Origin of the sequence: Escherichia sp. KTE31 (assembly GCF_000407925.1) — a bacterium.
In the GTDB taxonomy this organism is placed as follows: Bacteria; Pseudomonadota; Gammaproteobacteria; order Enterobacterales; family Enterobacteriaceae; genus Escherichia; species Escherichia ruysiae.
The window spans coordinates 1,313,914-1,335,384 of sequence record NZ_KE136722.1 but is presented as its reverse complement, the minus strand read 5'-3'; the positions used below and the strand labels follow the sequence as shown (position 1 = coordinate 1,335,384).

Annotated in this window: 23 protein-coding genes and 1 pseudogene; 18 read left to right on the top strand and 6 right to left on the bottom strand. The window is 49.9% G+C overall.

The window, feature by feature from the left end; translation table 11 throughout:
• Positions 1–13 precede the first annotated feature (13 nt).
• From lptE to lipA, 13 genes are all read left to right on the top strand, one after another.
• The gene (gene lptE / locus WES_RS14740) at positions 14–592 is read left to right on the top strand and encodes an LPS assembly lipoprotein LptE (protein ID WP_016159098.1); all 579 of its coding nucleotides are present in this window, start codon (positions 14–16) and stop codon (positions 590–592) included.
• Complete coding sequence (gene holA, locus WES_RS14745; protein WP_016159099.1) at positions 592–1,623, top strand: DNA polymerase III subunit delta; 1,032 nt, start codon at positions 592–594, stop codon at positions 1,621–1,623. Before lptE ends, holA begins: the two co-directional genes overlap by 1 nt.
• Position 1,624: 1 nt before the next feature.
• Positions 1,625–2,266 (top strand): nicotinate-nucleotide adenylyltransferase, encoded by a 642-nt coding sequence (nadD, locus tag WES_RS14750; protein ID WP_024191079.1) that lies wholly within the window; start codon positions 1,625–1,627, stop codon positions 2,264–2,266.
• Positions 2,267–2,289: 23 nt separating this feature from the next.
• Positions 2,290–2,901, top strand: a complete 612-nt coding sequence (locus tag WES_RS14755) for an adenosylcobalamin/alpha-ribazole phosphatase (protein WP_016159100.1) — start codon at positions 2,290–2,292, stop codon at positions 2,899–2,901.
• 259 nt (positions 2,902–3,160) lie between these two features.
• Entirely contained in the window at positions 3,161–3,478 is a 318-nt protein-coding gene (rsfS, locus tag WES_RS14760; RefSeq protein WP_001161665.1) for a ribosome silencing factor, read from the top strand.
• 3 nt (positions 3,479–3,481) lie between these two features.
• The gene (gene rlmH / locus WES_RS14765; RefSeq protein ID WP_000776104.1) at positions 3,482–3,949 is read left to right on the top strand and encodes a 23S rRNA (pseudouridine(1915)-N(3))-methyltransferase RlmH; all 468 of its coding nucleotides are present in this window, start codon (positions 3,482–3,484) and stop codon (positions 3,947–3,949) included.
• A 30-nt stretch (positions 3,950–3,979) separates the two neighbouring features.
• Entirely contained in the window at positions 3,980–5,881 is a 1,902-nt protein-coding gene (gene mrdA, locus WES_RS14770; protein ID WP_000776182.1) for a peptidoglycan DD-transpeptidase MrdA, read from the top strand.
• Positions 5,882–5,883: 2 nt separating this feature from the next.
• A complete protein-coding gene (gene mrdB / locus WES_RS14775; RefSeq protein WP_000131717.1) occupies positions 5,884–6,996 on the top strand; it encodes a peptidoglycan glycosyltransferase MrdB in 1,113 nt (370 codons plus the stop codon).
• A 10-nt stretch (positions 6,997–7,006) separates the two neighbouring features.
• Entirely contained in the window at positions 7,007–8,095 is a 1,089-nt protein-coding gene (gene rlpA / locus WES_RS14780) for an endolytic peptidoglycan transglycosylase RlpA (RefSeq protein ID WP_016159101.1), read from the top strand.
• 139 nt (positions 8,096–8,234) lie between these two features.
• Positions 8,235–9,446, top strand: a complete 1,212-nt coding sequence (gene dacA, locus WES_RS14785) for a D-alanyl-D-alanine carboxypeptidase DacA (RefSeq protein ID WP_016159102.1) — start codon at positions 8,235–8,237, stop codon at positions 9,444–9,446.
• Between the two features lie 108 nt (positions 9,447–9,554).
• A complete protein-coding gene (gene ybeD, locus WES_RS14790) occupies positions 9,555–9,818 on the top strand; it encodes a DUF493 family protein YbeD (protein ID WP_000850550.1) in 264 nt (87 codons plus the stop codon).
• Positions 9,819–9,919: 101 nt separating this feature from the next.
• Positions 9,920–10,561, top strand: a complete 642-nt coding sequence (gene lipB / locus WES_RS14795) for a lipoyl(octanoyl) transferase LipB (protein ID WP_016159103.1) — start codon at positions 9,920–9,922, stop codon at positions 10,559–10,561.
• Positions 10,562–10,972: 411 nt separating this feature from the next.
• On the top strand, positions 10,973–11,938 hold the full coding sequence (gene lipA, locus WES_RS14800; protein WP_000042625.1) for a lipoyl synthase: 966 nt from the start codon (positions 10,973–10,975) through the stop codon (positions 11,936–11,938).
• Between the two features lie 99 nt (positions 11,939–12,037).
• On the opposite strand, the gene tatE is transcribed toward lipA, so the two are convergent.
• Together tatE and WES_RS14810 are read right to left on the bottom strand one after the other, a co-directional pair.
• A complete protein-coding gene (tatE, locus tag WES_RS14805) occupies positions 12,038–12,241 on the bottom strand; it encodes a twin-arginine translocase subunit TatE (RefSeq protein WP_000503931.1) in 204 nt (67 codons plus the stop codon).
• A gap of 128 nt (positions 12,242–12,369) precedes the next feature.
• Complete coding sequence (locus WES_RS14810) at positions 12,370–13,158, bottom strand: deaminated glutathione amidase (protein ID WP_016159104.1); 789 nt, start codon at positions 13,156–13,158, stop codon at positions 12,370–12,372.
• Positions 13,159–13,250: 92 nt separating this feature from the next.
• On the opposite strand from WES_RS14810, the gene crcB reads away from it, so the two are divergent.
• Positions 13,251–13,634 (top strand): fluoride efflux transporter CrcB, encoded by a 384-nt coding sequence (crcB, locus tag WES_RS14815; RefSeq protein ID WP_000939738.1) that lies wholly within the window; start codon positions 13,251–13,253, stop codon positions 13,632–13,634.
• 53 nt (positions 13,635–13,687) lie between these two features.
• Here the strand turns inward: crcB and cspE are convergent, their stop codons facing one another.
• Entirely contained in the window at positions 13,688–13,897 is a 210-nt protein-coding gene (cspE, locus tag WES_RS14820; protein WP_000034825.1) for a transcription antiterminator/RNA stability regulator CspE, read from the bottom strand.
• Between the two features lie 174 nt (positions 13,898–14,071).
• Positions 14,072–14,511, bottom strand: a pseudogene (pagP, locus tag WES_RS0121115) (lipid IV(A) palmitoyltransferase PagP).
• A gap of 567 nt (positions 14,512–15,078) precedes the next feature.
• Between pagP and dcuC the strand changes: the two are divergent.
• Complete coding sequence (gene dcuC, locus WES_RS14825) at positions 15,079–16,464, top strand: anaerobic C4-dicarboxylate transporter DcuC (protein ID WP_000955045.1); 1,386 nt, start codon at positions 15,079–15,081, stop codon at positions 16,462–16,464.
• 38 nt (positions 16,465–16,502) lie between these two features.
• Here the strand turns inward: dcuC and dpiA are convergent, their stop codons facing one another.
• Positions 16,503–17,183: a two-component response regulator DpiA gene (dpiA, locus tag WES_RS14830; RefSeq protein WP_000126492.1), complete on the bottom strand. Its 681-nt coding sequence runs from the start codon at positions 17,181–17,183 to the stop codon at positions 16,503–16,505.
• A complete protein-coding gene (gene dpiB, locus WES_RS14835; protein ID WP_016235164.1) occupies positions 17,152–18,810 on the bottom strand; it encodes a sensor histidine kinase DpiB in 1,659 nt (552 codons plus the stop codon). Before dpiB ends, dpiA begins: the two co-directional genes overlap by 32 nt.
• 378 nt (positions 18,811–19,188) lie before the next feature.
• On the opposite strand from dpiB, the gene citC reads away from it, so the two are divergent.
• The 3 genes from citC to citE are packed head-to-tail and all read left to right on the top strand — an operon-like array spanning position 19,189 to position 21,463.
• Entirely contained in the window at positions 19,189–20,247 is a 1,059-nt protein-coding gene (gene citC, locus WES_RS14840) for a [citrate (pro-3S)-lyase] ligase (RefSeq protein WP_000467678.1), read from the top strand.
• A gap of 14 nt (positions 20,248–20,261) precedes the next feature.
• The gene (citD, locus tag WES_RS14845; RefSeq protein WP_000700703.1) at positions 20,262–20,558 is read left to right on the top strand and encodes a citrate lyase acyl carrier protein; all 297 of its coding nucleotides are present in this window, start codon (positions 20,262–20,264) and stop codon (positions 20,556–20,558) included.
• The gene (citE, locus tag WES_RS14850) at positions 20,555–21,463 is read left to right on the top strand and encodes a citrate (pro-3S)-lyase subunit beta (RefSeq protein ID WP_000622357.1); all 909 of its coding nucleotides are present in this window, start codon (positions 20,555–20,557) and stop codon (positions 21,461–21,463) included. Before citD ends, citE begins: the two co-directional genes overlap by 4 nt.
• Positions 21,464–21,471: the final 8 nt, after the last annotated feature.

The window sequence follows — 21,471 nt, the reverse complement described above, 5'->3', positions numbered from 1 at the left end:
CGCGGGAGGAAGCGTGCGATATCTGGCAACATTGTTGTTATCTCTGGCGGTGTTAATCACCGCCGGGTGTGGCTGGCATCTGCGTGATACCACGCAGGTTCCTTCCACTATGAAGGTCATGATCCTGGACTCAGGCGACCCGAACGGGCCGTTAAGCCGTGCGGTGCGTAATCAGTTACGTCTGAACGGTGTCGAGTTGCTTGATAAAGAAACCACGCGTAAGGACGTTCCATCCCTGCGTTTGGGTAAAGTGAGCATCGCGAAAGATACCGCCTCGGTATTCCGTAACGGTCAAACAGCAGAGTATCAGATGATCATGACGGTTAATGCGACCGTATTGATCCCTGGCCGTGACATCTACCCGATTAGCGCCAAAGTCTTCCGTTCGTTCTTCGATAACCCGCAAATGGCGTTAGCGAAAGATAATGAGCAAGGCATGATCATTCAAGAGATGTACGACCGTGCTGCCGAACAGCTGATTCGTAAGCTGCCAAGCATTCGCGCTGCGGATATCCGTTCCGACGAAGATACGTCGAAAACAACGGATACTGCAGCAACGCCTGCACGCGTCTCTACCACACTGGGTAACTGATGATTCGGTTGTACCCGGAACAACTCCGCGCGCAGCTCAATGAAGGGCTGCGCGCGGCGTATCTTTTGCTTGGTAACGATCCTCTGTTGTTGCAGGAAAGCCAGGACGCTGTTCGTCAGGTGGCTGCAACACAAGGATTTGCAGAACACCACACTTTTTCCATTGATCCCAACACCGACTGGAATGCGATATTTTCGCTATGCCAGGCCATGAGTCTGTTCGCCAGTCGACAAACGCTATTGCTGCTGTTACCAGAAAACGGACCAAATGCGGCGATCAATGAACAACTTCTGACACTGACCGGACTGCTGCATGACGATTTGCTGTTGATCGTGCGCGGCAATAAATTAAGCAAAGCGCAGGAAAATGCTGCCTGGTTTACTGCTCTTGCTAATCGAAGCGTGCAGGTAACCTGTCAGACACCGGAGCAGGCTCAGCTTCCTCGCTGGGTTGCTGCGCGTGCAAAACAGCTCAACTTAGAGCTGGATGACGCTGCAAATCAGATGCTCTGCTATTGTTATGAAGGTAACCTGCTGGCGCTGGCACAGGCACTGGAGCGTTTATCGCTTCTCTGGCCGGACGGCAAACTGACATTACCGCGCGTTGAGCAGGCAGTGAATGATGCCGCGCATTTCACCCCTTTTCATTGGGTTGATGCTTTGTTGATGGGCAAAAGCAAGCGCGCGTTGCACATTCTTCAGCAACTGCGTCTGGAAGGCAGCGAGCCGGTTATTTTGTTGCGCACATTACAACGTGAACTGTTGTTACTGGTTAATTTGAAACGTCAATCTGCCCATATGCCGCTACGCGCGTTATTTGATAAGCATCGCGTTTGGCAGAACCGGCGGGGCATGATGGGCGAGGCATTAAATCGCTTAAGCCAGCCGCAGTTACGTCAGGCCGTGCAACTTCTGACACGAACGGAACTCACCCTCAAACAAGATTACGGCCAGTCGGTGTGGGCAGATCTGGAGGGATTATCCCTTCTGTTGTGCCATAAACCACTGGCAGACGTATTTATCGATGGTTGATATGAAATCTTTACAGGCTCTGTTTGGCGGCACCTTCGATCCGGTGCACTATGGTCATCTTAAACCCGTGGAAACGCTGGCGAATCTGATTGGTCTGACGCGAGTGACTATTATCCCTAACAATGTTCCTCCGCATCGTCCACAGCCGGAAGCAAACAGCGCGCAGCGAAAACATATGCTTGAACTGGCTATTGCCGATAAACCACTGTTTACCCTTGATGAACGTGAGTTAAAACGCAATGCCCCCTCTTACACTGCGCAAACACTCAAAGAGTGGCGACAGGAACAAGGCGCCGATGTGCCACTGGCGTTTATTATTGGTCAGGACTCACTGCTGACTTTTCCCACCTGGTACGAATACGAAACGATCCTCGACAATGCGCATTTAATTGTCTGTCGGCGTCCTGGCTACCCGCTTGAAATGGCGCAACCACAATACCAGCAGTGGCTGGAAGATCATTTGACGCATAATCCGGAAGATCTGCACCTTCAGTCTGCCGGTAAAATTTACCTCGCTGAAACGCCGTGGTTTAACATCTCGGCGACCATCATCCGCGAACGCTTGCAAAACGGCGAATCATGTGAAGATTTGTTGCCGGAATCGGTATTGACCTACATTAACCAACAAGGCTTGTATCGCTGATACCTGTCATCACGGAGGGAATGATGCGACTGTGGTTAATTCGTCACGGCGAAACGCAGGCAAATGTCGATGGATTGTACAGTGGTCATGCGCCGACGCCACTGACTGCACGCGGTATCGAGCAAGCTCAAAGCCTGCATACCCTGTTGCGTGATGTTCCCTTCGATATGGTTTTATGTAGTGAACTGGAACGCGCGCAGCATACCGCGCGGCTGGTTCTCAGTGACCGCCAGCTCCCTGTACAAACCGTCCCTGAGCTTAATGAAATGTTTTTTGGTGACTGGGAGATGCGGCATCATCGCGATTTGATGCAAGAAGATGCCGAAAACTATAACGCATGGTGCAATGACTGGCAGCATACCGTCCCAACTAACGGTGAAGGTTTTCAGGCGTTTTTGCAGCGGGTAGAAAGGTTTATTGCAAGATTTGTTGAATATCAGCACGACAAAAATATATTAGTCGTCAGCCATCAGGGCGTGTTGAGTCTGTTAATTGCCCGCTTACTTGGTATGCCAGCCGGGGCGATGTGGCATTTTCGTGTAGACCAGGGCTGCTGGAGCGCCATTGAAATCAATGACGCATTCGCAACTCTACGTGTCCTCAATAGCCGCGCTATATGGCACAGGGATGCATGACTTTTCTGTTTTTTTGCATGTAAGGTGCAGCGCCCATTGACAGCCCCGGACAGGCTGATATTCTCCGCAGCCAGACTTTTTCCGCTAAACACGACTTTGTAGAAATTGTTTTACAAAAATGGCGATGCAATCTGCGGCGCGGGGTGGGATGATAGCCCACTTTCGAAAGCCGATTCGGCGACAATTGTCCCGAAATCGCCTCTGGTTCAGGTATACTGACAAACCGTTTTTATCTTTTTAATTCACCCAGGGGGAAAACTTGCAGGGTAAAGCACTCCAGGATTTTGTTATCGACAAAATTGATGACCTCAAAGGTCAGGACATCATCGCCTTAGACGTTCAGGGCAAATCCAGCATCACCGACTGCATGATCATCTGTACGGGTACGTCCAGCCGTCATGTTATGTCCATTGCTGACCACGTTGTTCAGGAGTCTCGTGCTGCTGGTCTATTGCCGCTCGGCGTAGAAGGTGAAAACAGCGCCGACTGGATTGTCGTTGATTTGGGCGAAGTTATTGTCCATGTCATGCAGGAAGAGAGCCGTCGCCTGTATGAACTGGAAAAACTCTGGAGTTAATGTGTGAAGCTGCAACTTGTGGCCGTGGGAACGAAAATGCCGGACTGGGTACAAACCGGTTTTACTGAGTACCTGCGTCGTTTTCCGAAAGATATGCCTTTTGAGCTGATTGAAATTCCGGCTGGAAAACGCGGCAAGAACGCGGACATCAAGCGCATACTCGACAAAGAGGGTGAGCAGATGCTGGCGGCCGCAGGCAAAAACCGCATTGTCACCCTCGACATTCCTGGCAAGCCCTGGGACACACCGCAGTTAGCCGCTGAACTGGAACGATGGAAGCTTGATGGCCGCGACGTCAGCCTGCTTATTGGCGGGCCTGAAGGGTTATCACCTGCCTGTAAAGCAGCGGCAGAACAAAGCTGGTCGCTTTCCGCGCTGACCCTCCCCCATCCGCTGGTTCGCGTACTGGTCGCAGAGAGTCTGTACCGGGCGTGGAGCATTACCACCAACCATCCTTATCATCGTGAGTGATAAGAAAGCTTTGAGTAGAAAACGCAGCGGATGAAACTACAGAACTCTTTTCGCGACTATACGGCAGAGTCCGCACTGTTTGTGCGCCGGGCGCTGGTCGCCTTTTTGGGAATTTTGCTGCTGACCGGCGTGCTTATCGCCAACCTGTATAATCTGCAAATTGTTCGTTTTACCGATTATCAAACCCGTTCTAATGAAAACCGCATCAAGCTGGTGCCTATCGCCCCCAGTCGCGGCATTATCTACGACCGTAACGGCATCCCTCTGGCACTCAACCGCACTATCTATCAGATAGAGATGATGCCGGAGAAAGTCGATAACGTGCAGCAAACGCTGGATGCCCTGCGCAGCGTCGTCGATCTGACCGATGATGATATCGCTGCATTCAGAAAAGAGCGCGCACGTTCACACCGTTTCACCTCGATTCCAGTGAAAACTAACCTGACCGAAGTACAGGTGGCGCGCTTTGCCGTCAATCAGTACCGTTTTCCCGGGGTGGAAGTTAAAGGCTATAAACGCCGTTACTATCCCTACGGTTCAGCGTTGACTCACGTCATCGGCTATGTGTCGAAAATCAACGATAAAGACGTCGAACGCCTGAATAATGACGGCAAACTAGCCAACTATGCGGCAACGCATGATATCGGTAAGCTGGGAATTGAGCGTTACTATGAAGATGTGCTGCACGGTCAAACCGGTTATGAAGAGGTTGAAGTTAACAACCGTGGTCGCGTCATCCGCCAGTTAAAAGAAGTACCGCCGCAAGCCGGACACGATATTTACCTGACGATAGATCTCAAACTCCAGCAGTATATTGAAACACTGCTGGCAGGCAGCCGCGCGGCTGTAGTAGTCACCGATCCGCGCACGGGCGGTGTGCTGGCGCTGGTTTCCACGCCAAGCTATGACCCAAACTTGTTTGTTGACGGTATCTCCAGCAAAGATTATTCCGCATTGCTGAACGACCCGAACACACCGCTGGTGAACCGAGCCACGCAAGGGGTTTATCCACCGGCGTCTACGGTTAAACCTTATGTGGCGGTTTCAGCATTAAGTGCGGGGGTGATCACTCGCAATACTACGCTGTTTGACCCAGGCTGGTGGCAGCTGCCTGGTTCGGAAAAACGTTACCGTGACTGGAAAAAATGGGGCCATGGTCGCCTGAATGTCACAAGATCGCTGGAAGAATCTGCGGATACCTTCTTCTACCAGGTGGCCTACGATATGGGGATCGATCGCCTTTCCGAATGGATGGGTAAATTCGGTTATGGCCATTACACCGGTATCGATCTTGCAGAAGAACGTTCCGGCAACATGCCTACCCGCGAATGGAAACAAAAACGCTTTAAAAAACCGTGGTATCAGGGTGACACCATTCCGGTCGGTATCGGTCAGGGTTACTGGACAGCAACCCCAATCCAGATGAGTAAGGCACTGATGATCCTGATTAATGACGGTGTCGTGAAGGTTCCGCATTTGCTGATGAGTACCGCCGAAGACGGCAAACAGGTGCCATGGGTACAACCGCATGAACCGCCAGTCGGCGATATTCACTCCGGTTACTGGGAGCTGGCGAAAGACGGTATGTACGGGGTTGCTAACCGCCCTAACGGTACGGCACATAAATACTTTGCCAGCGCACCGTACAAAATTGCGGCGAAATCGGGTACAGCTCAGGTCTTCGGTCTAAAAGCGAACGAAACCTATAATGCGCACAAAATTGCTGAGCGTCTGCGTGACCACAAATTGATGACCGCCTTTGCGCCGTATAACAATCCACAAGTGGCTGTCGCCATGATTCTGGAGAACGGCGGCGCAGGCCCGGCGGTCGGTACGCTGATGCGCCAGATCCTCGACCACATTATGCTGGGCGATAACAACACCGATCTGCCTGCGGAAAACCCAGCGGTTACCGCAGCGGAGGACCATTAATCATGACGGATAATCCGAATAAAAAAACATTCTGGGATAAAGTCCATCTTGATCCCACGATGCTGCTGATTTTACTGGCATTGCTGGTCTACAGTGCTCTGGTAATCTGGAGTGCCAGCGGCCAGGATATCGGCATGATGGAGCGTAAAATTGGTCAGATCGCAATGGGTCTGGTCATTATGGTCGTAATGGCGCAAATCCCTCCGCGCGTTTATGAGGGATGGGCGCCCTATCTCTATATTATCTGTATTATTTTGCTGGTGGCGGTAGATGCCTTTGGTGCCATCTCTAAAGGTGCTCAACGCTGGCTGGATCTCGGTATCGTCCGTTTTCAGCCGTCGGAAATTGCCAAAATAGCCGTACCGCTGATGGTGGCGCGCTTTATCAACCGCGATGTTTGTCCGCCGTCGTTAAAAAATACCGCCATCGCGCTGGTGCTGATATTTATGCCCACGCTGCTGGTCGCAGCGCAGCCTGACCTGGGGACATCAATTCTCGTTGCGCTTTCCGGTCTGTTCGTACTGTTCCTCTCTGGCCTTAGCTGGCGCCTAATCGGCGTTGCAGTGGTGCTGGTAGCCGCGTTCATTCCGATTCTGTGGTTCTTCCTGATGCATGATTACCAACGCCAGCGCGTAATGATGCTCCTCGACCCAGAATCAGACCCACTTGGTGCGGGCTATCACATTATTCAGTCTAAAATTGCTATTGGCTCCGGCGGATTACGCGGCAAAGGCTGGCTGCACGGTACTCAGTCACAGCTTGAATTTCTGCCCGAACGCCATACCGACTTTATCTTCGCGGTGCTGGCAGAAGAGCTGGGATTAGTGGGTATTTTGATTCTGCTCGCTCTCTATATTCTGCTGATCATGCGCGGACTGTGGATAGCCGCCAGAGCGCAAACCACCTTTGGTCGCGTCATGGCTGGCGGCTTAATGCTGATATTATTCGTTTATGTCTTCGTAAATATTGGTATGGTAAGCGGTATTCTGCCGGTTGTAGGGGTTCCGCTCCCACTGGTCAGTTATGGAGGATCGGCGCTTATAGTGCTGATGGCTGGGTTCGGGATTGTGATGTCAATCCACACCCACAGGAAAATGTTGTCGAAAAGCGTGTAAGAGGTGCGCAATGCGTAAGCAGTGGCTCGGGATCTGCATCGCGGCAGGAATGCTCGCGGCATGTACAAGCGATGATGGTCAGCAACAGACGGTAAGTGTACCGCAGCCTGCGGTATGTAACGGCCCAATAGTTGAGATTGGCGGGGCAGAACCGCGTTTCGAACCACTGAACGCGACAGCGAATCAGGATTACCAGCGCGATGGCAAAAGCTACAAAATCGTGCAGGATCCATCACGCTTTAGTCAGGCTGGCCTGGCTGCTATTTATGATGCCGAACCGGGCAGCAATCTGACGGCCTCAGGTGAAGCATTCGATCCGATGCAGCTAACAGCGGCACACCCGACGCTGCCGATCCCCAGCTACGCGCGAATCACTAACCTGGCTAACGGTCGGATGATTGTGGTGCGCATTAACGATCGTGGTCCCTACGGCAACGACCGCGTAATTTCACTTTCGCGCGCGGCAGCCGACCGTCTTAACACCTCGAACAACACCAAAGTTCGCATCGACCCGATTATCGTCGCCCAGGATGGTTCACTTTCTGGCCCAGGTATGGCTTGTACTACTGTCGCCAAACAGACTTATGCCCTGCCCGCACCACCCGACTTAAGCGGCGGCGCGGGAACAAGCTCAGGGTCTGGCCCGCAGGGTGACATTCTTCCGGTCAGTAATGCGACGCTAAAAAGCGAAGATCCGACCGGCGCGCCGGTAACCAGCAGCGGTTTTCTCGGCGCACCAACCACCTTAGCACCTGGTGTACTGGAGGGCAGCGAACCGACGCCGGCACCGCAGCCAGTGGTCACAGCTCCGGCTTCAACGCCTGCAACAACACCAGCAATGGTGACACCGCAAGCAGCTTCGCAAAATGTCAGCGGTAACTTTATGGTGCAAGTCGGTGCTGTCAGCGATCAGGCGCGCGCTCAACAGTATCAACAGCAGTTAGGACAGAAGTTCGGCGTCCCCGGTCGTGTGACCCAAAACGGCGCAGTCTGGCGGATCCAGCTTGGCCCATTTGCCAGCAAAGCCGAAGCCAGTAGCTTGCAGCAACGTTTACAAACCGAAGCCCAATTACAGTCATTTATTACCACCGCGCAGTAGCGTAAAGCAGGCAACTGAAGTGTCAATTTCTGTAAATGACGTTAACAAAGTCACGCGGAAAGTCAGATGCCTGCCGGTAGTGCATTTGCTATAGTAGGGCACTTTTTTTAATTCCATCACGGATGTCGTAGTTCAGACCATGAATACCATTTCTTCCGCTCGTATCATGAAGCGCCTGGCGCTCACCACGGCTCTTTGCACAGCCTTTATCTCTGCTGCACATGCCGATGACCTGAATATCAAAACTATGATCCCGGGTGTACCGCAGATCGACGCGGAGTCCTACATCCTGATCGACTATAACTCCGGCAAAGTTCTCGCCGAGCAAAATGCAGATGTCCGCCGCGATCCTGCCAGTCTGACCAAAATGATGACCAGCTACGTTATCGGCCAGGCAATGAAAGCGGGTAAATTTAAAGAAACTGATTTAGTGACCATCGGTAATGACGCCTGGGCTACCGGTAACCCGGTGTTTAAAGGTTCTTCGCTGATGTTCCTCAAACCTGGTATGCAAGTACCGGTTTCACAGCTTATCCGTGGTATTAACCTGCAATCCGGTAACGATGCTTGTGTTGCTATGGCAGACTTTGCCGCCGGTAGTCAGGATGCTTTTGTTGGCCTGATGAACAGCTACGTTAACGCGCTGGGTCTGAAAAATACCCACTTCCAGACCGTGCACGGTCTTGACGCTGACGGTCAGTACAGCTCTGCACGTGATATGGCGCTGATCGGCCAGGCACTGATTCGTGATGTGCCAAATGAATACTCTATCTATAAAGAGAAAGAGTTCACCTTTAACGGTATTCGTCAGCTCAACCGTAACGGCCTGCTGTGGGATAACAGCCTGAATGTCGACGGTATCAAAACCGGCCATACTGACAAGGCAGGTTACAACCTTGTTGCTTCCGCGACAGAGGGTCAGATGCGTCTGATCTCGGCAGTCATGGGCGGACGTACTTTCAAAGGCCGTGAAGCTGAAAGTAAAAAACTGCTGACCTGGGGCTTCCGTTTCTTCGAAACCGTTAACCCGCTGAAAGTAGGCAAAGAGTTCGCCTCTGAACCAGTATGGTTTGGTGATTCTGACCGTGCTTCGTTAGGTGTTGATAAAGACGTTTACCTGACCATTCCACGTGGCCGCATGAAAGACCTGAAAGCCAGCTACGTGCTGAACAGCAGTGAGCTTCATGCGCCGCTGCAAAAGAATCAGGTCGTTGGTACTATTAACTTCCAGCTTGACGGCAAAACCATTGAGCAACGTCCGCTGGTGGTGTTGCAGGAAATCCCGGAAGGTAACTTCTTCGGTAAAATCATTGATTACATTAAATTAATGTTCCATCGCTGGTTTGGTTGAAAATTGAACACTTGAAAGTGTAATTTCCGCCCCCATATACTAAGCATCAGTAAAAACTCCCGCCTCCTGGCGGGAGTTGCTATTTAATTACGTTACGCCGGAGCTGACATGAAAACCAAACTTAACGAACTGCTTGAATTCCCTACTCCTTTTACCTACAAAGTAATGGGGCAGGCGTTACCTGAGCTGGTTGATCAGGTGGTTGAAGTGGTACAGCGCCATGCGCCAGGTGACTACACCCCAACGGTAAAACCAAGCAGCAAAGGCAACTACCACTCGGTATCTATCACTATCAACGCCACTCATATTGAGCAGGTTGAAACACTGTATGAAGAACTGGGCAAAATTGATATTGTCCGCATGGTTCTGTAACTCGCTTTACCATTACCCGGCCTCCTGGTCGGGTAACTCCCCTCCCTCCTCTGTGATATACTTTTTCTCCACTTTTACTCATTCTCCACGGAGATGCCGTTTTGTATCAGGATAAAATTCTTGTCCGCCAGCTCGGTCTTCAGCCTTACGAGCCAATCTCCCAGGCTATGCATGAATTCACCGATACCCGCGCTGAAAATACCCTTGATGAGATCTGGCTGGTCGAGCACTATCCGGTATTCACTCAGGGACAAGCAGGAAAAGCGGAACATATCTTAATGCCGGGCGATATTCCGGTGATCCAGAGCGACCGTGGCGGTCAGGTGACTTATCACGGCCCAGGTCAGCAGGTAATGTACGTTCTGTTTAATCTTAAACGCCGCAAACTGGGTGTGCGTGAGCTGGTGACCTTACTCGAACAAACGGTAGTGAATACCCTGGCTGAACTGGATATTGATGCACATCCTCGTGCCGATGCTCCGGGTGTCTATGTCGGGGAAAAGAAAATTTGCTCGCTCGGCTTACGTATTCGTCGCGGTTGTTCATTCCACGGCCTGGCATTAAACGTCAATATGGATCTTTCGCCATTTTTACGCATTAACCCTTGTGGTTATGCGGGAATGGAAATGGCTAAAATATCGCAATGGAGACCTGATGCGACAACCGATAATGTTGCACCACGGTTGCTGAGAAATATTTTAGCACTGCTAAATAATCCTGCCGTAGAATATATACCTGCTTAACGACGCTCATAAATGACCCAACTTGCACTGGGTCATTACTCATGCCCACATTTATGTCCTCTTTAACCGTTGCTGGCCTCTGGAGAGATAGCCCTTTTCAGCATTAAATGAGGAGCAAATGGATTGTGCTGCCTATTACAACAAATTCATCCGGCGTGCCCCAGACTTCATGAATGATTGATGTTACCGATAACGCCATTTGAAAAAATTATTGTTACAGCCAGATCACAGAGATAAACGACAAAATGGCACAAACCAACAACAATTTTACATTTTCGCGACCGCTTTGGCTGCTTTCTGGACCGTTTCAATGATATACTGCCAGTCGTTAATTCAAAAATAGTTGATAATTACAACAATCTATTGAGTTGAACGCTTTCCTTCGTAATTCGCAACTGGAACACGCACGCTATGAGTAAACCCATTGTGATGGAACGCGGTGTTAAATACCGCGATGCCGATAAGATGGCTCTTATCCCGGTTAAAAACGTGGCAACAGAGCGCGAAGCCCTGCTGCGCAAGCCGGAATGGATGAAAATCAAGCTTCCAGCAGACTCTACACGTATCCAGGGCATCAAAGCCGCAATGCGCAAAAATGGCCTGCATTCTGTCTGCGAGGAAGCCTCCTGCCCTAACCTGGCAGAATGCTTCAACCACGGTACAGCAACGTTTATGATCCTCGGCGCTATTTGTACCCGCCGTTGTCCGTTCTGTGACGTTGCCCACGGTCGCCCGGTAGCTCCGGATGCCAATGAGCCGGTGAAACTGGCACAGACCATTGCTGATATGGCGCTGCGTTATGTGGTTATCACCTCCGTTGACCGTGATGACCTGCGCGATGGCGGTGCCCAGCACTTTGCGGATTGCATTACAGCCATTCGGGAAAAAAGCCCGGAAATCAAAATTGAAACTCTGGTGCCGGATTTCCGTGGTCGTATGGATCGCGCGCTGGATATTCTGACCGCCACGCCGCCAGACGTGTTCAACCACAACCTGGAAAACGTGCCGCGTATTTACCGTCAGGTACGTCCGGGGGCGGATTACAACTGGTCGCTGAAACTATTAGAACGCTTTAAAGAAGCTCATCCGGAAATCCCGACCAAATCTGGTTTAATGGTGGGTCTGGGCGAAACCAATGAAGAAATTATTGAAGTGATGCGCGATCTGCGTCGTCATGGTGTGACCATGTTAACGCTGGGGCAATATTTGCAGCCAAGCCGCCATCACCTGCCGGTTCAACGTTACGTTAGCCCGGATGAGTTCGACGAAATGAAAGCCGAGGCACTGGCGATGGGCTTTACCCATGCTGCATGTGGCCCGTTTGTCCGTTCTTCCTACCACGCCGATTTGCAGGCGAAAGGGATGGAAGTTAAGTAATCCTGTAATAATTACTTACATCTGTCTGATAAAAACCCGCTATCTGAAGCGGGTTTTTTTTATCGAACAAGATATTGAGGGAGCGTCCTGCTCGCCACGTCACTCTTTATGAGAGAGCTTTTCAGCCTGAAGATCAACGTCTGCGCCTTTCTTCGCCGCAGCATCGTCATCATTCATCGCTTTCTTGAATCCTTTGATAGCCGCTCCAAGGTCTCCGCCCAGCGTACGTAACTTCTTAGTCCCAAACAGCAGAACGACCAGTGCCGCAACTACCAGCAGTTTGGTAATACTAATCTCACCCATAGATACCTTCTTGACATAAAACCGGCAACAGAACGCGCCTTAAAAACCAGAGAATATTAACGGTCATTCGACGCGCGCACACAATAGCAATCTGTAACAAGGTGAATCAAGCGCCGAATAAAAAAACATCATAATAATTGCGGTGGCGCAAACCGTCGGTTGTTTAAGACGGGGAGTTGTGCACGTACCTGACGCACGCGTTCAGGTGTCACTTCCGCCATGATTAAGGCCGGCATTTCTGCCGCCGCCGCAATAGTGACGCCAAAGGGATCTATAATCCGGCTTTGCCCGATATTTTTGTTCCCGCACTCCCCTGCCGCCACCATATAACAGGTGATATCCAGAGCACGAGCGGCAAGCAACGTTGACCAGTGATGCTCTTTGAGCGGTCCGCGAACCCAGGCTGCCGGAAGGACCAGGATTTCTGCTCCCTGTATGGCCTGTGCCAACGCCAGCTCCGGAAAGCGTAAGTCATAGCAGGTCATCAGCCCAACTTTCATGCCTTCGACCTCCAGTAACGGGGCTATTTCATTACCCGCATCAACATGACGCGACTCCTGAATGGAGAACGCATCATAAAGATGCAGTTTGGCATAACGAGCGACAATTTTTCCCGCCTGAAGAGCCACCAGCATATTCCATGCGCGCCCCGGCGCAGAGGGAACATGAATCGTCAGAATTGTCGTCATCATGTTACGTTTACTTTCCCGCAATAAACGCCCGATAAATTGGCCTTCCAGCAGCTGCGCTGATTTAACAGATAGATCCGGATCATGATCGTCTCGCGCCAGCAAGGCTTCCGGCAGAACAAACAACGAGACGTCGTTTTCCGCCGCCTGCGCCATCAACGAGGCGCAAATTTCAGCGTTCTTTTCCCACACGGATGTAACAGCAAACTGTCCTGCGGCAACCAGCATTACCACCTCCTGTCAGAGTCGTAAAATTCGCCAACGACGATTATTCGGCGTTACACTTATCACTCATACAAATCAAATAGCAGGATTTTGCAGTGTTACAACTCCTTTTAGCAGTTTTTATTGGCGGTGGTACGGGAAGCGTGGCGAGATGGCTGTTAAGTATGCGATTTAACCCGCTGCATCAGGCGATTCCTTTGGGAACACTGGCAGCAAACCTGATCGGCGCATTCATCATAGGTATGGGATTTGCCTGGTTCAGTCGGATGACGAACATTGATCCAGTGTGGAAAGTGTTAATCACCACCGGATTTTGTGGCGGGTTGACAACCTTCTCAACATTTTCAGCAGAAGTAGTGTTTTTATTGCAGGAAGGGCGTTTTGGCTGGGCATTACTGAACGTCTTCGTAAACCTGTTAGGTTCTTTTGCCATGACAGCACTGGCTTTCTGGTTGTTTTCAGCATCAACTGCACACTAAAGACCAAAAAAAACCCGCTGATTAAGCGGGTTTTGAATTCTTGCTGACGTATCTTACAGAGCGATTACGTTTGCAGCAGAAGGGCCTTTGGCACCGTTAGTGATTTCGAACTCTACGCGCTGACCTTCAGCAAGAGTTTTAAAACCATTAGTCTGGATTGCAGAGAAGTGTACGAACACATCTTTGCTGCCGTCTTCCGGAGTAATGAAACCGAATCCTTTGGACTCATTAAACCACTTAACGTTACCTTTAATCTTAGACATCAAAATTACCTTTACATGAAAAATAGACACAAATGCTGTGTCGGTTACCAGTACACCAATTGTGGTACGCTTTGTCCAGTGCAACTTTGCTAAAAAGTGATAAAAGTCGCGTTATTTTTGGTGATACTTGCCTTACACTATGATTTTTAAGGGTTTTGCAAAAACATAACTTGTCTAAAACTGAAACCGCATCCAGGCAAAGTAAACATTGCCATTGTCGCAGGTGCCAGGAATACAGGTCATCTGAAAAGTAGCCAGCCCATAGCCTACAGAAACCAATGGCAGTAACACCGGGACAGGTATGTCGTTCCCATTAGCACGCGCCGTTACGTACAAACCGTACCCGTTACCTTTCTCATCTCAACGCAACTGAGCCAAACCGCTACCCCACGATTTTTCGTTATAGCGATCGTTTTTTCTTTGTCGTAAGCGAAAAGTGAATGCCGGGTGATGGCGGGAATATACAATTCATAATGTTCTGGCTGCTGCCAGGTTTTACCGAGACTCTATCTAAATGTGATAATCCATAGCTCCGTGCCAGCAGAAACTTAGTCAACACGGATTAGCGCAATAAAAACAAGAGGAATTACGGCAATAAATTTACTTGCGCCCATTAGTGACCATGAAATACTTATCAAAAATCCACTATCAGCATAGCTAAACTAAAATAAACAAACCTTAATTACTCCAACCTAAAGAACAAACTTAATATTTAATAGCGTTATACAAGAAAATATCATCAAATTATTCCGGAGACTTAATCGGTATTTTTCTTTCATATTACCGCTTAATCAAAAAATTTCGTCCTTGCATGTTTCGCAACTGACAACAAAAAATCTTATTTTTTAATCACATGCAATAATAAGTCAGCAAAAAAACATCTCCTACACTCCCAGCACGCGTATACAGAAAATCATTTTTTAAGTAAGAAAAGAATCCCCCATCAAACGATTAACAAAAGCGCATCAATTGCTTATCAATTGGCATACATAATCATATTAATAAATACCGGTCATAAAAATGCATTTTGTTATTCAGGTATAAAAAACAAAAACATCAATGTCTTAATGGTAGCTTTTCTTGATTTTAATCAGCATTCGCCACCCATTTATTCGGCATATTTTCTCTTTAGTCTTAGGAATTTGTTATTATTTATCTTGGAGTCTGGAACAGGAAAAATTATGCTAACATTCATTGAGCTCCTTATTGGAGTTATGGTTATTGTGGGTGTAGCTCGCTACATCATTAAAGGGTATTCCGCCACCGGGGTATTATTTGCTGGTGGTCTGTTATTGCTGATTATCAGTGCCATTATGGGGCACAAAGTTTTACCTGCCAGCCAGACTTCAACGGGCTACAGCGCCACGGATATCGTTGAATACATTAAAATATTGCTGATGAGTCGCGGTGGCGACCTTGGCATGATGATTATGATGCTGTGCGGTTTTGCCGCTTATATGACCCATATCGGCGCAAATGATATGGTCGTCAAGCTGGCGTCAAAACCGCTGCAGTACATAAATTCCCCTTACCTGCTGATGATTGCCGCCTATTTTGTTGCCTGCCTGATGTCACTGGCAGTTTCCTCCGCAACGGGCCTGGGCGTTTTACTGATGGCAACGTTGTTCCCGGTCATGGTGAACGTGGGTATTAGTCGCGGCGCGGCAGCTGCCATTTGCGCCTCACCGGCGGCGATTATTCTCGCACCAACTTCGGGGGATGTGGTGCTGGCGGCGCAGGCTTCCGAAATGCCGTTAATTGACTTCGCCTTCAAAACGACGCTGCCTATCTCAATTGCCGCAATTATCGGCATGGCGATTGCCCATTTTTTCTGGCAGCGTTATCTGGATAAAAAAGAGCACATCTCTCATGAAATGTTAGATGTCAGCGAAATCACTACCACCGCTCCCGCGTTTTACGCCATTCTGCCGTTCACACCGATCATTGGCGTGCTATTTTTTGACGGCAAATGGGGTCCGCAATTACATATCATCACCATTCTGGTGATATGTATGCTGATTGCCTCCGTTCTGGAATTTATTCGCAGCTTTAATACTCAAAAAGTCTTTTCTGGCCTCGAAGTGGCTTATCGCGGCATGGCTGATGCCTTCGCTAACGTGGTAATGCTATTAGTTGCGGCAGGGGTTTTTGCTCAGGGTCTTAGCACCATTGGCTTTATCCAAAGCCTGATCTCAATCGCTACCTCGTTTGGTTCAGCGAGCATTATCCTCATGCTGGTGCTGGTTATCCTGACGATGCTGGCGGCGGTGACTACGGGTTCCGGCAATGCGCCATTCTATGCATTCGTTGAGATGATCCCGAAACTGGCGCACTCTTCTGGTATTAACCCGGCATACCTGACTATTCCAATGCTACAGGCGTCAAACCTGGGTCGTACGATTTCGCCTGTCTCTGGCGTGGTGGTTGCGGTTGCCGGGATGGCAAAAATTTCACCTTTTGAAGTGGTTAAACGCACCTCGGTGCCGGTGCTTGTTGGGCTGGTGATTGTCATCGTGGCTACAGAGTTGATTGTACCCGGTACAGCCGCCGCAGTTACAGGTAAGTAATTCTCCTTGCCGGAGGCGTGCTTCCTCCGGCACTCTCTTCAGCCACTGTGGTAAATGCGCTGCGGCCTGCCAACTTTGCCGTGAACAATTTCAGCAATAATAAGATGGCGGCTGGCGCAATATTCAAGATAACGTCTGGCGGTAGTGCGACTGATGGTCAATGCCTGCGCTACCGTCTCCGCCGTATGTTGCACACCTGGCTCTTTGAAAAGTTTCCGCACTGCGTTAAGTGTCAACGCATCAATACCAGTCGGAAGATCGTCCTTCGGTTCGCCACGCGCATAAGCGTTAAACATCTCATCAATTTGCTTCTGACTGGCACTATCAATGCTTTCCAGCATATGTTTACGCTGGCGAAAACGGGTCAACGTCTGTCCCAGACGCTCATAAGCAATTGGTTTTATCAGATAATCAAACACACCACAGCGTACTGCTTCAGACACCGTTTCCATATCGCTGGCAGCAGTAGTAAACACCACGTCACCAGGATAATGCGCCTGCACCAGTTCATGCAGTAAATTAATTCCCCTACCGTCAGGGAGATAGTTATCCAGCAAGATAAGCCCCGGCTTAAAACGCTCGATCATCATTCGGGCCTGCGCCAGGTTTCCCGCCAGCAATATCTGACTGAATCCGGGAATGTGACGAATATATTCCGCATGCATCTCTGCCAGCGGCGTTTCGTCCTCAACGATCAATAGAGTTAATGGAGCTGTCATTAGGTTTCACTTTCGGAATATAGATTGAAAATAAAGTACCGCAGGGGTCATTCTCTTCAAGAGTGATAACTCCACCGCAGCGCGTTACATAGCTGGCAATAAGATACAACCCAATGCCATGCTCACCGGGTTCATCAGCACGCGTACTGACGCCCTGCTCAAATATTTTGTCGCGCAGAGCCTCTGGGACGCCGCAACCCTGATCGGCGACTTCAATCACCACATCAGCGCCTTCATCACTCAAATATAATTCGACGATCTTATTCCCTTCATCGCTGCGCAAACTGGCTTCGAAGGCGTTATCGAGTAAGTTGCCCACAATCGCCGCAAACTCAGTGCTGTCCAGCCCTGGCGGCAGTTGAGAAAGCTGGCTACCGGGGACGATTGTCATTTTTAGCCCCAGTTCGCGGGCGCGCTGTACTTTGCCAAACAACAGCCCCGCCACCTGGCGATCGGCAAAGGCTTCGCGCAGGCTGTCAATAAGCTGTTGCTGAGCCTGAGACTCCCCCTGAACCATCGCCAGCACGCGATCATACTCTTTCATCTGCAACAGACCATTGAGCGTAGACATCCAATTGAGATGTTCATGACGCAATGTGCGCAGGCTTTCAACGTATTGTTTAATTTGCGTCAGTTGTGCGTTAAGGGTGGAAATTTCGTCTTTACTACGAAAGCTGATAATTGCCCCCAGCAAATCATCACCAGAACGAATAGCCTCCCGATTAGCAATGACGCTCAGGCCGTTAAAATTTGTCACCACATCCTGGCGTTTTTCATCAATCTGCTCGGTGAAGAAATCGGCGGGTCTGACCACTTCTGCAATGGGTCTGCCCAGCCACTGCCGCCCCGGGGAACTCAGCCCCAGCATTTTTCTTGCGTTACGGTTGATGGCGGTTATGTCACCGTGCGGGTCTACTGCAATCAGCCCTTCATAAACCGAACTAAACAGCGCCTCCTGCTGACGAACAACGCGCGCAATTTGCTTCGGTTCCATCCCCATCATCTGGCGGCGGATATGTGCGGCTAAGAACCACGACAACAGCATCAGAATACCCAGCAGCACGACAAATACGCCGGCCATTGGTAATAAAAATTCGGCGCGCCAGCTATCGATTTTACTGACAAGGTAACCCACCGACACCACGCCGATGACTTTGCCATCATCATCAAAGATTGGTGTTTTGGCTCGCATCGCCATACCAATTGACCCTTTCCCGGTGATGAAGTAGCTCTCCCCTTTCTCCAGCGCGCCGGGTTTGGTGAACTGCATGGGATAACCAATTTTCTCGGGATTAGGATGGTAAAGACGGATCGAGTTGCGGTCACCTATCACCACGTAGTCGAAATCAGTATCTCTTTGCAATTTATTGGCGATGGTCGCCAGCCGTTTGTAATTACGCGTTTTAACTGCCGTGATGATGCTGTCATTGGAGGCAATAATTTTCGCCTGATTCATTGCCATATCGCGCACATGAAGCGTTAAATAGTCCTCGAAACTGGCCGTAAAATATTGCGCCAGTGCTGCGATGACAAATATTGAGAACACCAGAATCAGCAGGAAGATACGCAACGGAAATGCCAGTCGTTCGAAAAAAGCAAACTGTTTATTCTCATTAAACTGCAACATTGTTTTCCTTGCGGGGTAAACCCTGTTCTTTGGTGAATGTAATTAAAATGTTGAATCTCGATATATAAAAATCAAATATAATCGTGGCAAAATTCATTCATTAAATCAATTAAACAACTTAAAACCACGCACTAATCCGCAATTACATTAATTAAAAAACTTAAAACCATTAAATAAATAAAAAACCACTAACTCTATGTGAAATAAATCAAAATTTCACGCCGAAATACTCCTTAGGATGTATGGCAAAAGGAGAAACAGATATACCTCGCTCGCTGCCCTTTCTCCCAACTGAAAATAAAAGGTTATCAGTTTGCAACACTGAATAACATTCATTGCAAATTGATAACAACACATACCTTCAGGATATGACTTATTATGTTCGGCAATGATATTTTCACCCGGGTAAAACGTTCAGAAAATAAAAAAATGGCAGAAATTGCCCAATTCCTGCATGACAATGATTTGAGCGTTGACACAACAGTCGAAGTATTTATTACCGTAACTCGCAATGAAAAGCTTATCGCTTGCGGTGGAATCGCCGGAAATATTATTAAGTGCGTCGCTATCAGCGAATCTGTTCGCGGTGAAGGACTGGCGCTGACATTAGCCACCGAACTGATAAACCTCGCCTATGAACGACACAGCACGCATCTGTTTATTTATACCAAAACCGAATACGAGGCGCTGTTCCGCCAGTGCGGTTTTTACACGCTGACCAGCGTACCTGGCGTGATGGTGTTGATGGAAAACAGTGCCACACGTCTGAAACGCTATGCCGAGTCACTAAAAAAATTTCGTCATGAAGGGAACAAAATTGGCTGCATTGTGATGAACGCCAATCCCTTTACTAACGGTCACCGTTATCTGATTCAACAGGCAGCGGCACAGTGTGACTGGCTGCATCTGTTTTTAGTCAAAGAAGATTCTTCGCGCTTTCCCTATGAAGACCGGCTGGATCTGGTGTTGAAAGGCACCGCCGATATTCCGCGCCTGACCGTGCATCGCGGCTCCGAATACATCATCTCCCGCGCCACGTTCCCCTGCTACTTCATTAAAGAACAGAGCGTCATTAACCATTGTTACACCGAAATTGATCTGAAGATTTTCCGTCAGTACCTCGCTCCCGCACTGGGCGTTACCCATCGCTTTGTTGGTACTGAACCTTATTGCCGCGTGACCGCCCAGTACAACCAGGATATGCGCTACTGGCTGGAAACACCGACTATCTCCGCACCGCCCATTGAACTGGTTGAAATTGAGCGGTTGCGTTACCAGGAGATGCCGATATCCGCTTCCCGGGTACGCAAACTGCTGGTGAAAAACGATCTCACGGCTATCGCGCCGCTGGTTCCGGCAGCCACGCTGCATTACTTGCAGAATCTGCTTGAACACTCCCGCCAGGACGCGGCAGCTCGTCAAAAGACCCCCGCATGAGAAACAGGTGAAAAATGAAAATAAACCAGCCCGCCGTTGCAGGCACCCTTGAGTCTGGGGATGTGATGATACGCATCGCCCCGCTCGATACGCAGGATATCGACCTGCAAATCAACAGCAGCGTTGAGAAACAGTTTGGCGATGCGATTCGCACCACCATTCTGGACGTTCTCGCCCGCTATAACGTGCGCGGCGTACAGCTGAATGTCGATGACAAAGGCGCACTGGACTGCATTTTACGTGCACGACTGGAAGCCCTGCTGGCGCGCGCCAGCGGTATCCCGGCTCTGCCATGGGAGGATTGCCAATGATTTCCGCTTCGCTGCAACAACGTAAAACCCGCACCCGCCGCAGCATGTTGTTTGTGCCTGGCGCTAATGCCGCGATGGTCAGCAACTCTTTCATCTACCCGGCAGATGCCCTGATGTTTGACCTCGAAGACTCCGTGGCGCTGCGTGAAAAAGACACCGCTCGCCGCATGGTTTACCACGCACTGCAACATCCTCTGTATCGCGACATTGAAACCATTGTGCGTGTAAACGCACTGGATTCCGAATGGGGCGTTAACGACCTGGAAGCCGTCGTTCGTGGTGGCGCAGACGTTGTGCGTCTGCCGAAAACTGACACCGCTCAGGATGTGCTGGATATCGAAAAAGAGATCCTGCGTATTGAGAAAGCCTGTGGACGTGAACCTGGCAGCACCGGTTTGCTGGCAGCGATTGAATCTCCGCTGGGTATTACCCGTGCGGTAGAAATCGCTCACGCATCTGAACGTTTAATCGGTATCGCGCTGGGTGCGGAAGACTACGTGCGCAACCTGCGTACAGAACGCTCACCGGAAGGTACGGAACTGCTGTTCGCTCGCTGCTCCATTTTGCAGGCCGCGCGCTCTGCCGGTATCCAGGCGTTCGATACGGTCTATTCCGACGCTAACAATGAAGCCGGATTCCTGCAAGAAGCTGCACATATCAAACAGCTGGGCTTTGATGGCAAATCGCTGATCAACCCGCGTCAGATTGATCTGCTGCACAACCTCTACGCACCAACCCAGAAAGAAGTGGATCACGCACGCCGCGTCGTAGAAGCCGCTGAAGCTGCCGCTCGCGAAGGCCTCGGCGTGGTTTCCCTGAACGGCAAGATGGTTGACGGTCCGGTTATCGATCGTGCCCGTCTGGTGCTCTCCCGCGCAGAACTTTCCGGCATCCGCGAAGAATAAGGCAATCA

Coding starts and splice junctions, on each gene's coding strand:
- citD (WP_000700703.1), top strand. CDS start 20,262: ATGAAAATAAACCAGCCCGCCGTTGCAGGCACCCTTGAGTCTGGGGAT.
- dpiA (WP_000126492.1), bottom strand. CDS start 17,183: ATGACAGCTCCATTAACTCTATTGATCGTTGAGGACGAAACGCCGCTG.
- WES_RS14755 (WP_016159100.1), top strand. CDS start 2,290: ATGCGACTGTGGTTAATTCGTCACGGCGAAACGCAGGCAAATGTCGAT.
- lipA (WP_000042625.1), top strand. CDS start 10,973: ATGAGTAAACCCATTGTGATGGAACGCGGTGTTAAATACCGCGATGCC.
- holA (WP_016159099.1), top strand. CDS start 592: ATGATTCGGTTGTACCCGGAACAACTCCGCGCGCAGCTCAATGAAGGG.
- nadD (WP_024191079.1), top strand. CDS start 1,625: ATGAAATCTTTACAGGCTCTGTTTGGCGGCACCTTCGATCCGGTGCAC.
- cspE (WP_000034825.1), bottom strand. CDS start 13,897: ATGTCTAAGATTAAAGGTAACGTTAAGTGGTTTAATGAGTCCAAAGGA.
- tatE (WP_000503931.1), bottom strand. CDS start 12,241: ATGGGTGAGATTAGTATTACCAAACTGCTGGTAGTTGCGGCACTGGTC.
- ybeD (WP_000850550.1), top strand. CDS start 9,555: ATGAAAACCAAACTTAACGAACTGCTTGAATTCCCTACTCCTTTTACC.
- dacA (WP_016159102.1), top strand. CDS start 8,235: ATGAATACCATTTCTTCCGCTCGTATCATGAAGCGCCTGGCGCTCACC.
- WES_RS14810 (WP_016159104.1), bottom strand. CDS start 13,158: ATGCTGGTTGCCGCAGGACAGTTTGCTGTTACATCCGTGTGGGAAAAG.
- dpiB (WP_016235164.1), bottom strand. CDS start 18,810: ATGTTGCAGTTTAATGAGAATAAACAGTTTGCTTTTTTCGAACGACTG.
- dcuC (WP_000955045.1), top strand. CDS start 15,079: ATGCTAACATTCATTGAGCTCCTTATTGGAGTTATGGTTATTGTGGGT.
- rlpA (WP_016159101.1), top strand. CDS start 7,007: ATGCGTAAGCAGTGGCTCGGGATCTGCATCGCGGCAGGAATGCTCGCG.
- citC (WP_000467678.1), top strand. CDS start 19,189: ATGTTCGGCAATGATATTTTCACCCGGGTAAAACGTTCAGAAAATAAA.
- mrdB (WP_000131717.1), top strand. CDS start 5,884: ATGACGGATAATCCGAATAAAAAAACATTCTGGGATAAAGTCCATCTT.
- citE (WP_000622357.1), top strand. CDS start 20,555: ATGATTTCCGCTTCGCTGCAACAACGTAAAACCCGCACCCGCCGCAGC.
- mrdA (WP_000776182.1), top strand. CDS start 3,980: ATGAAACTACAGAACTCTTTTCGCGACTATACGGCAGAGTCCGCACTG.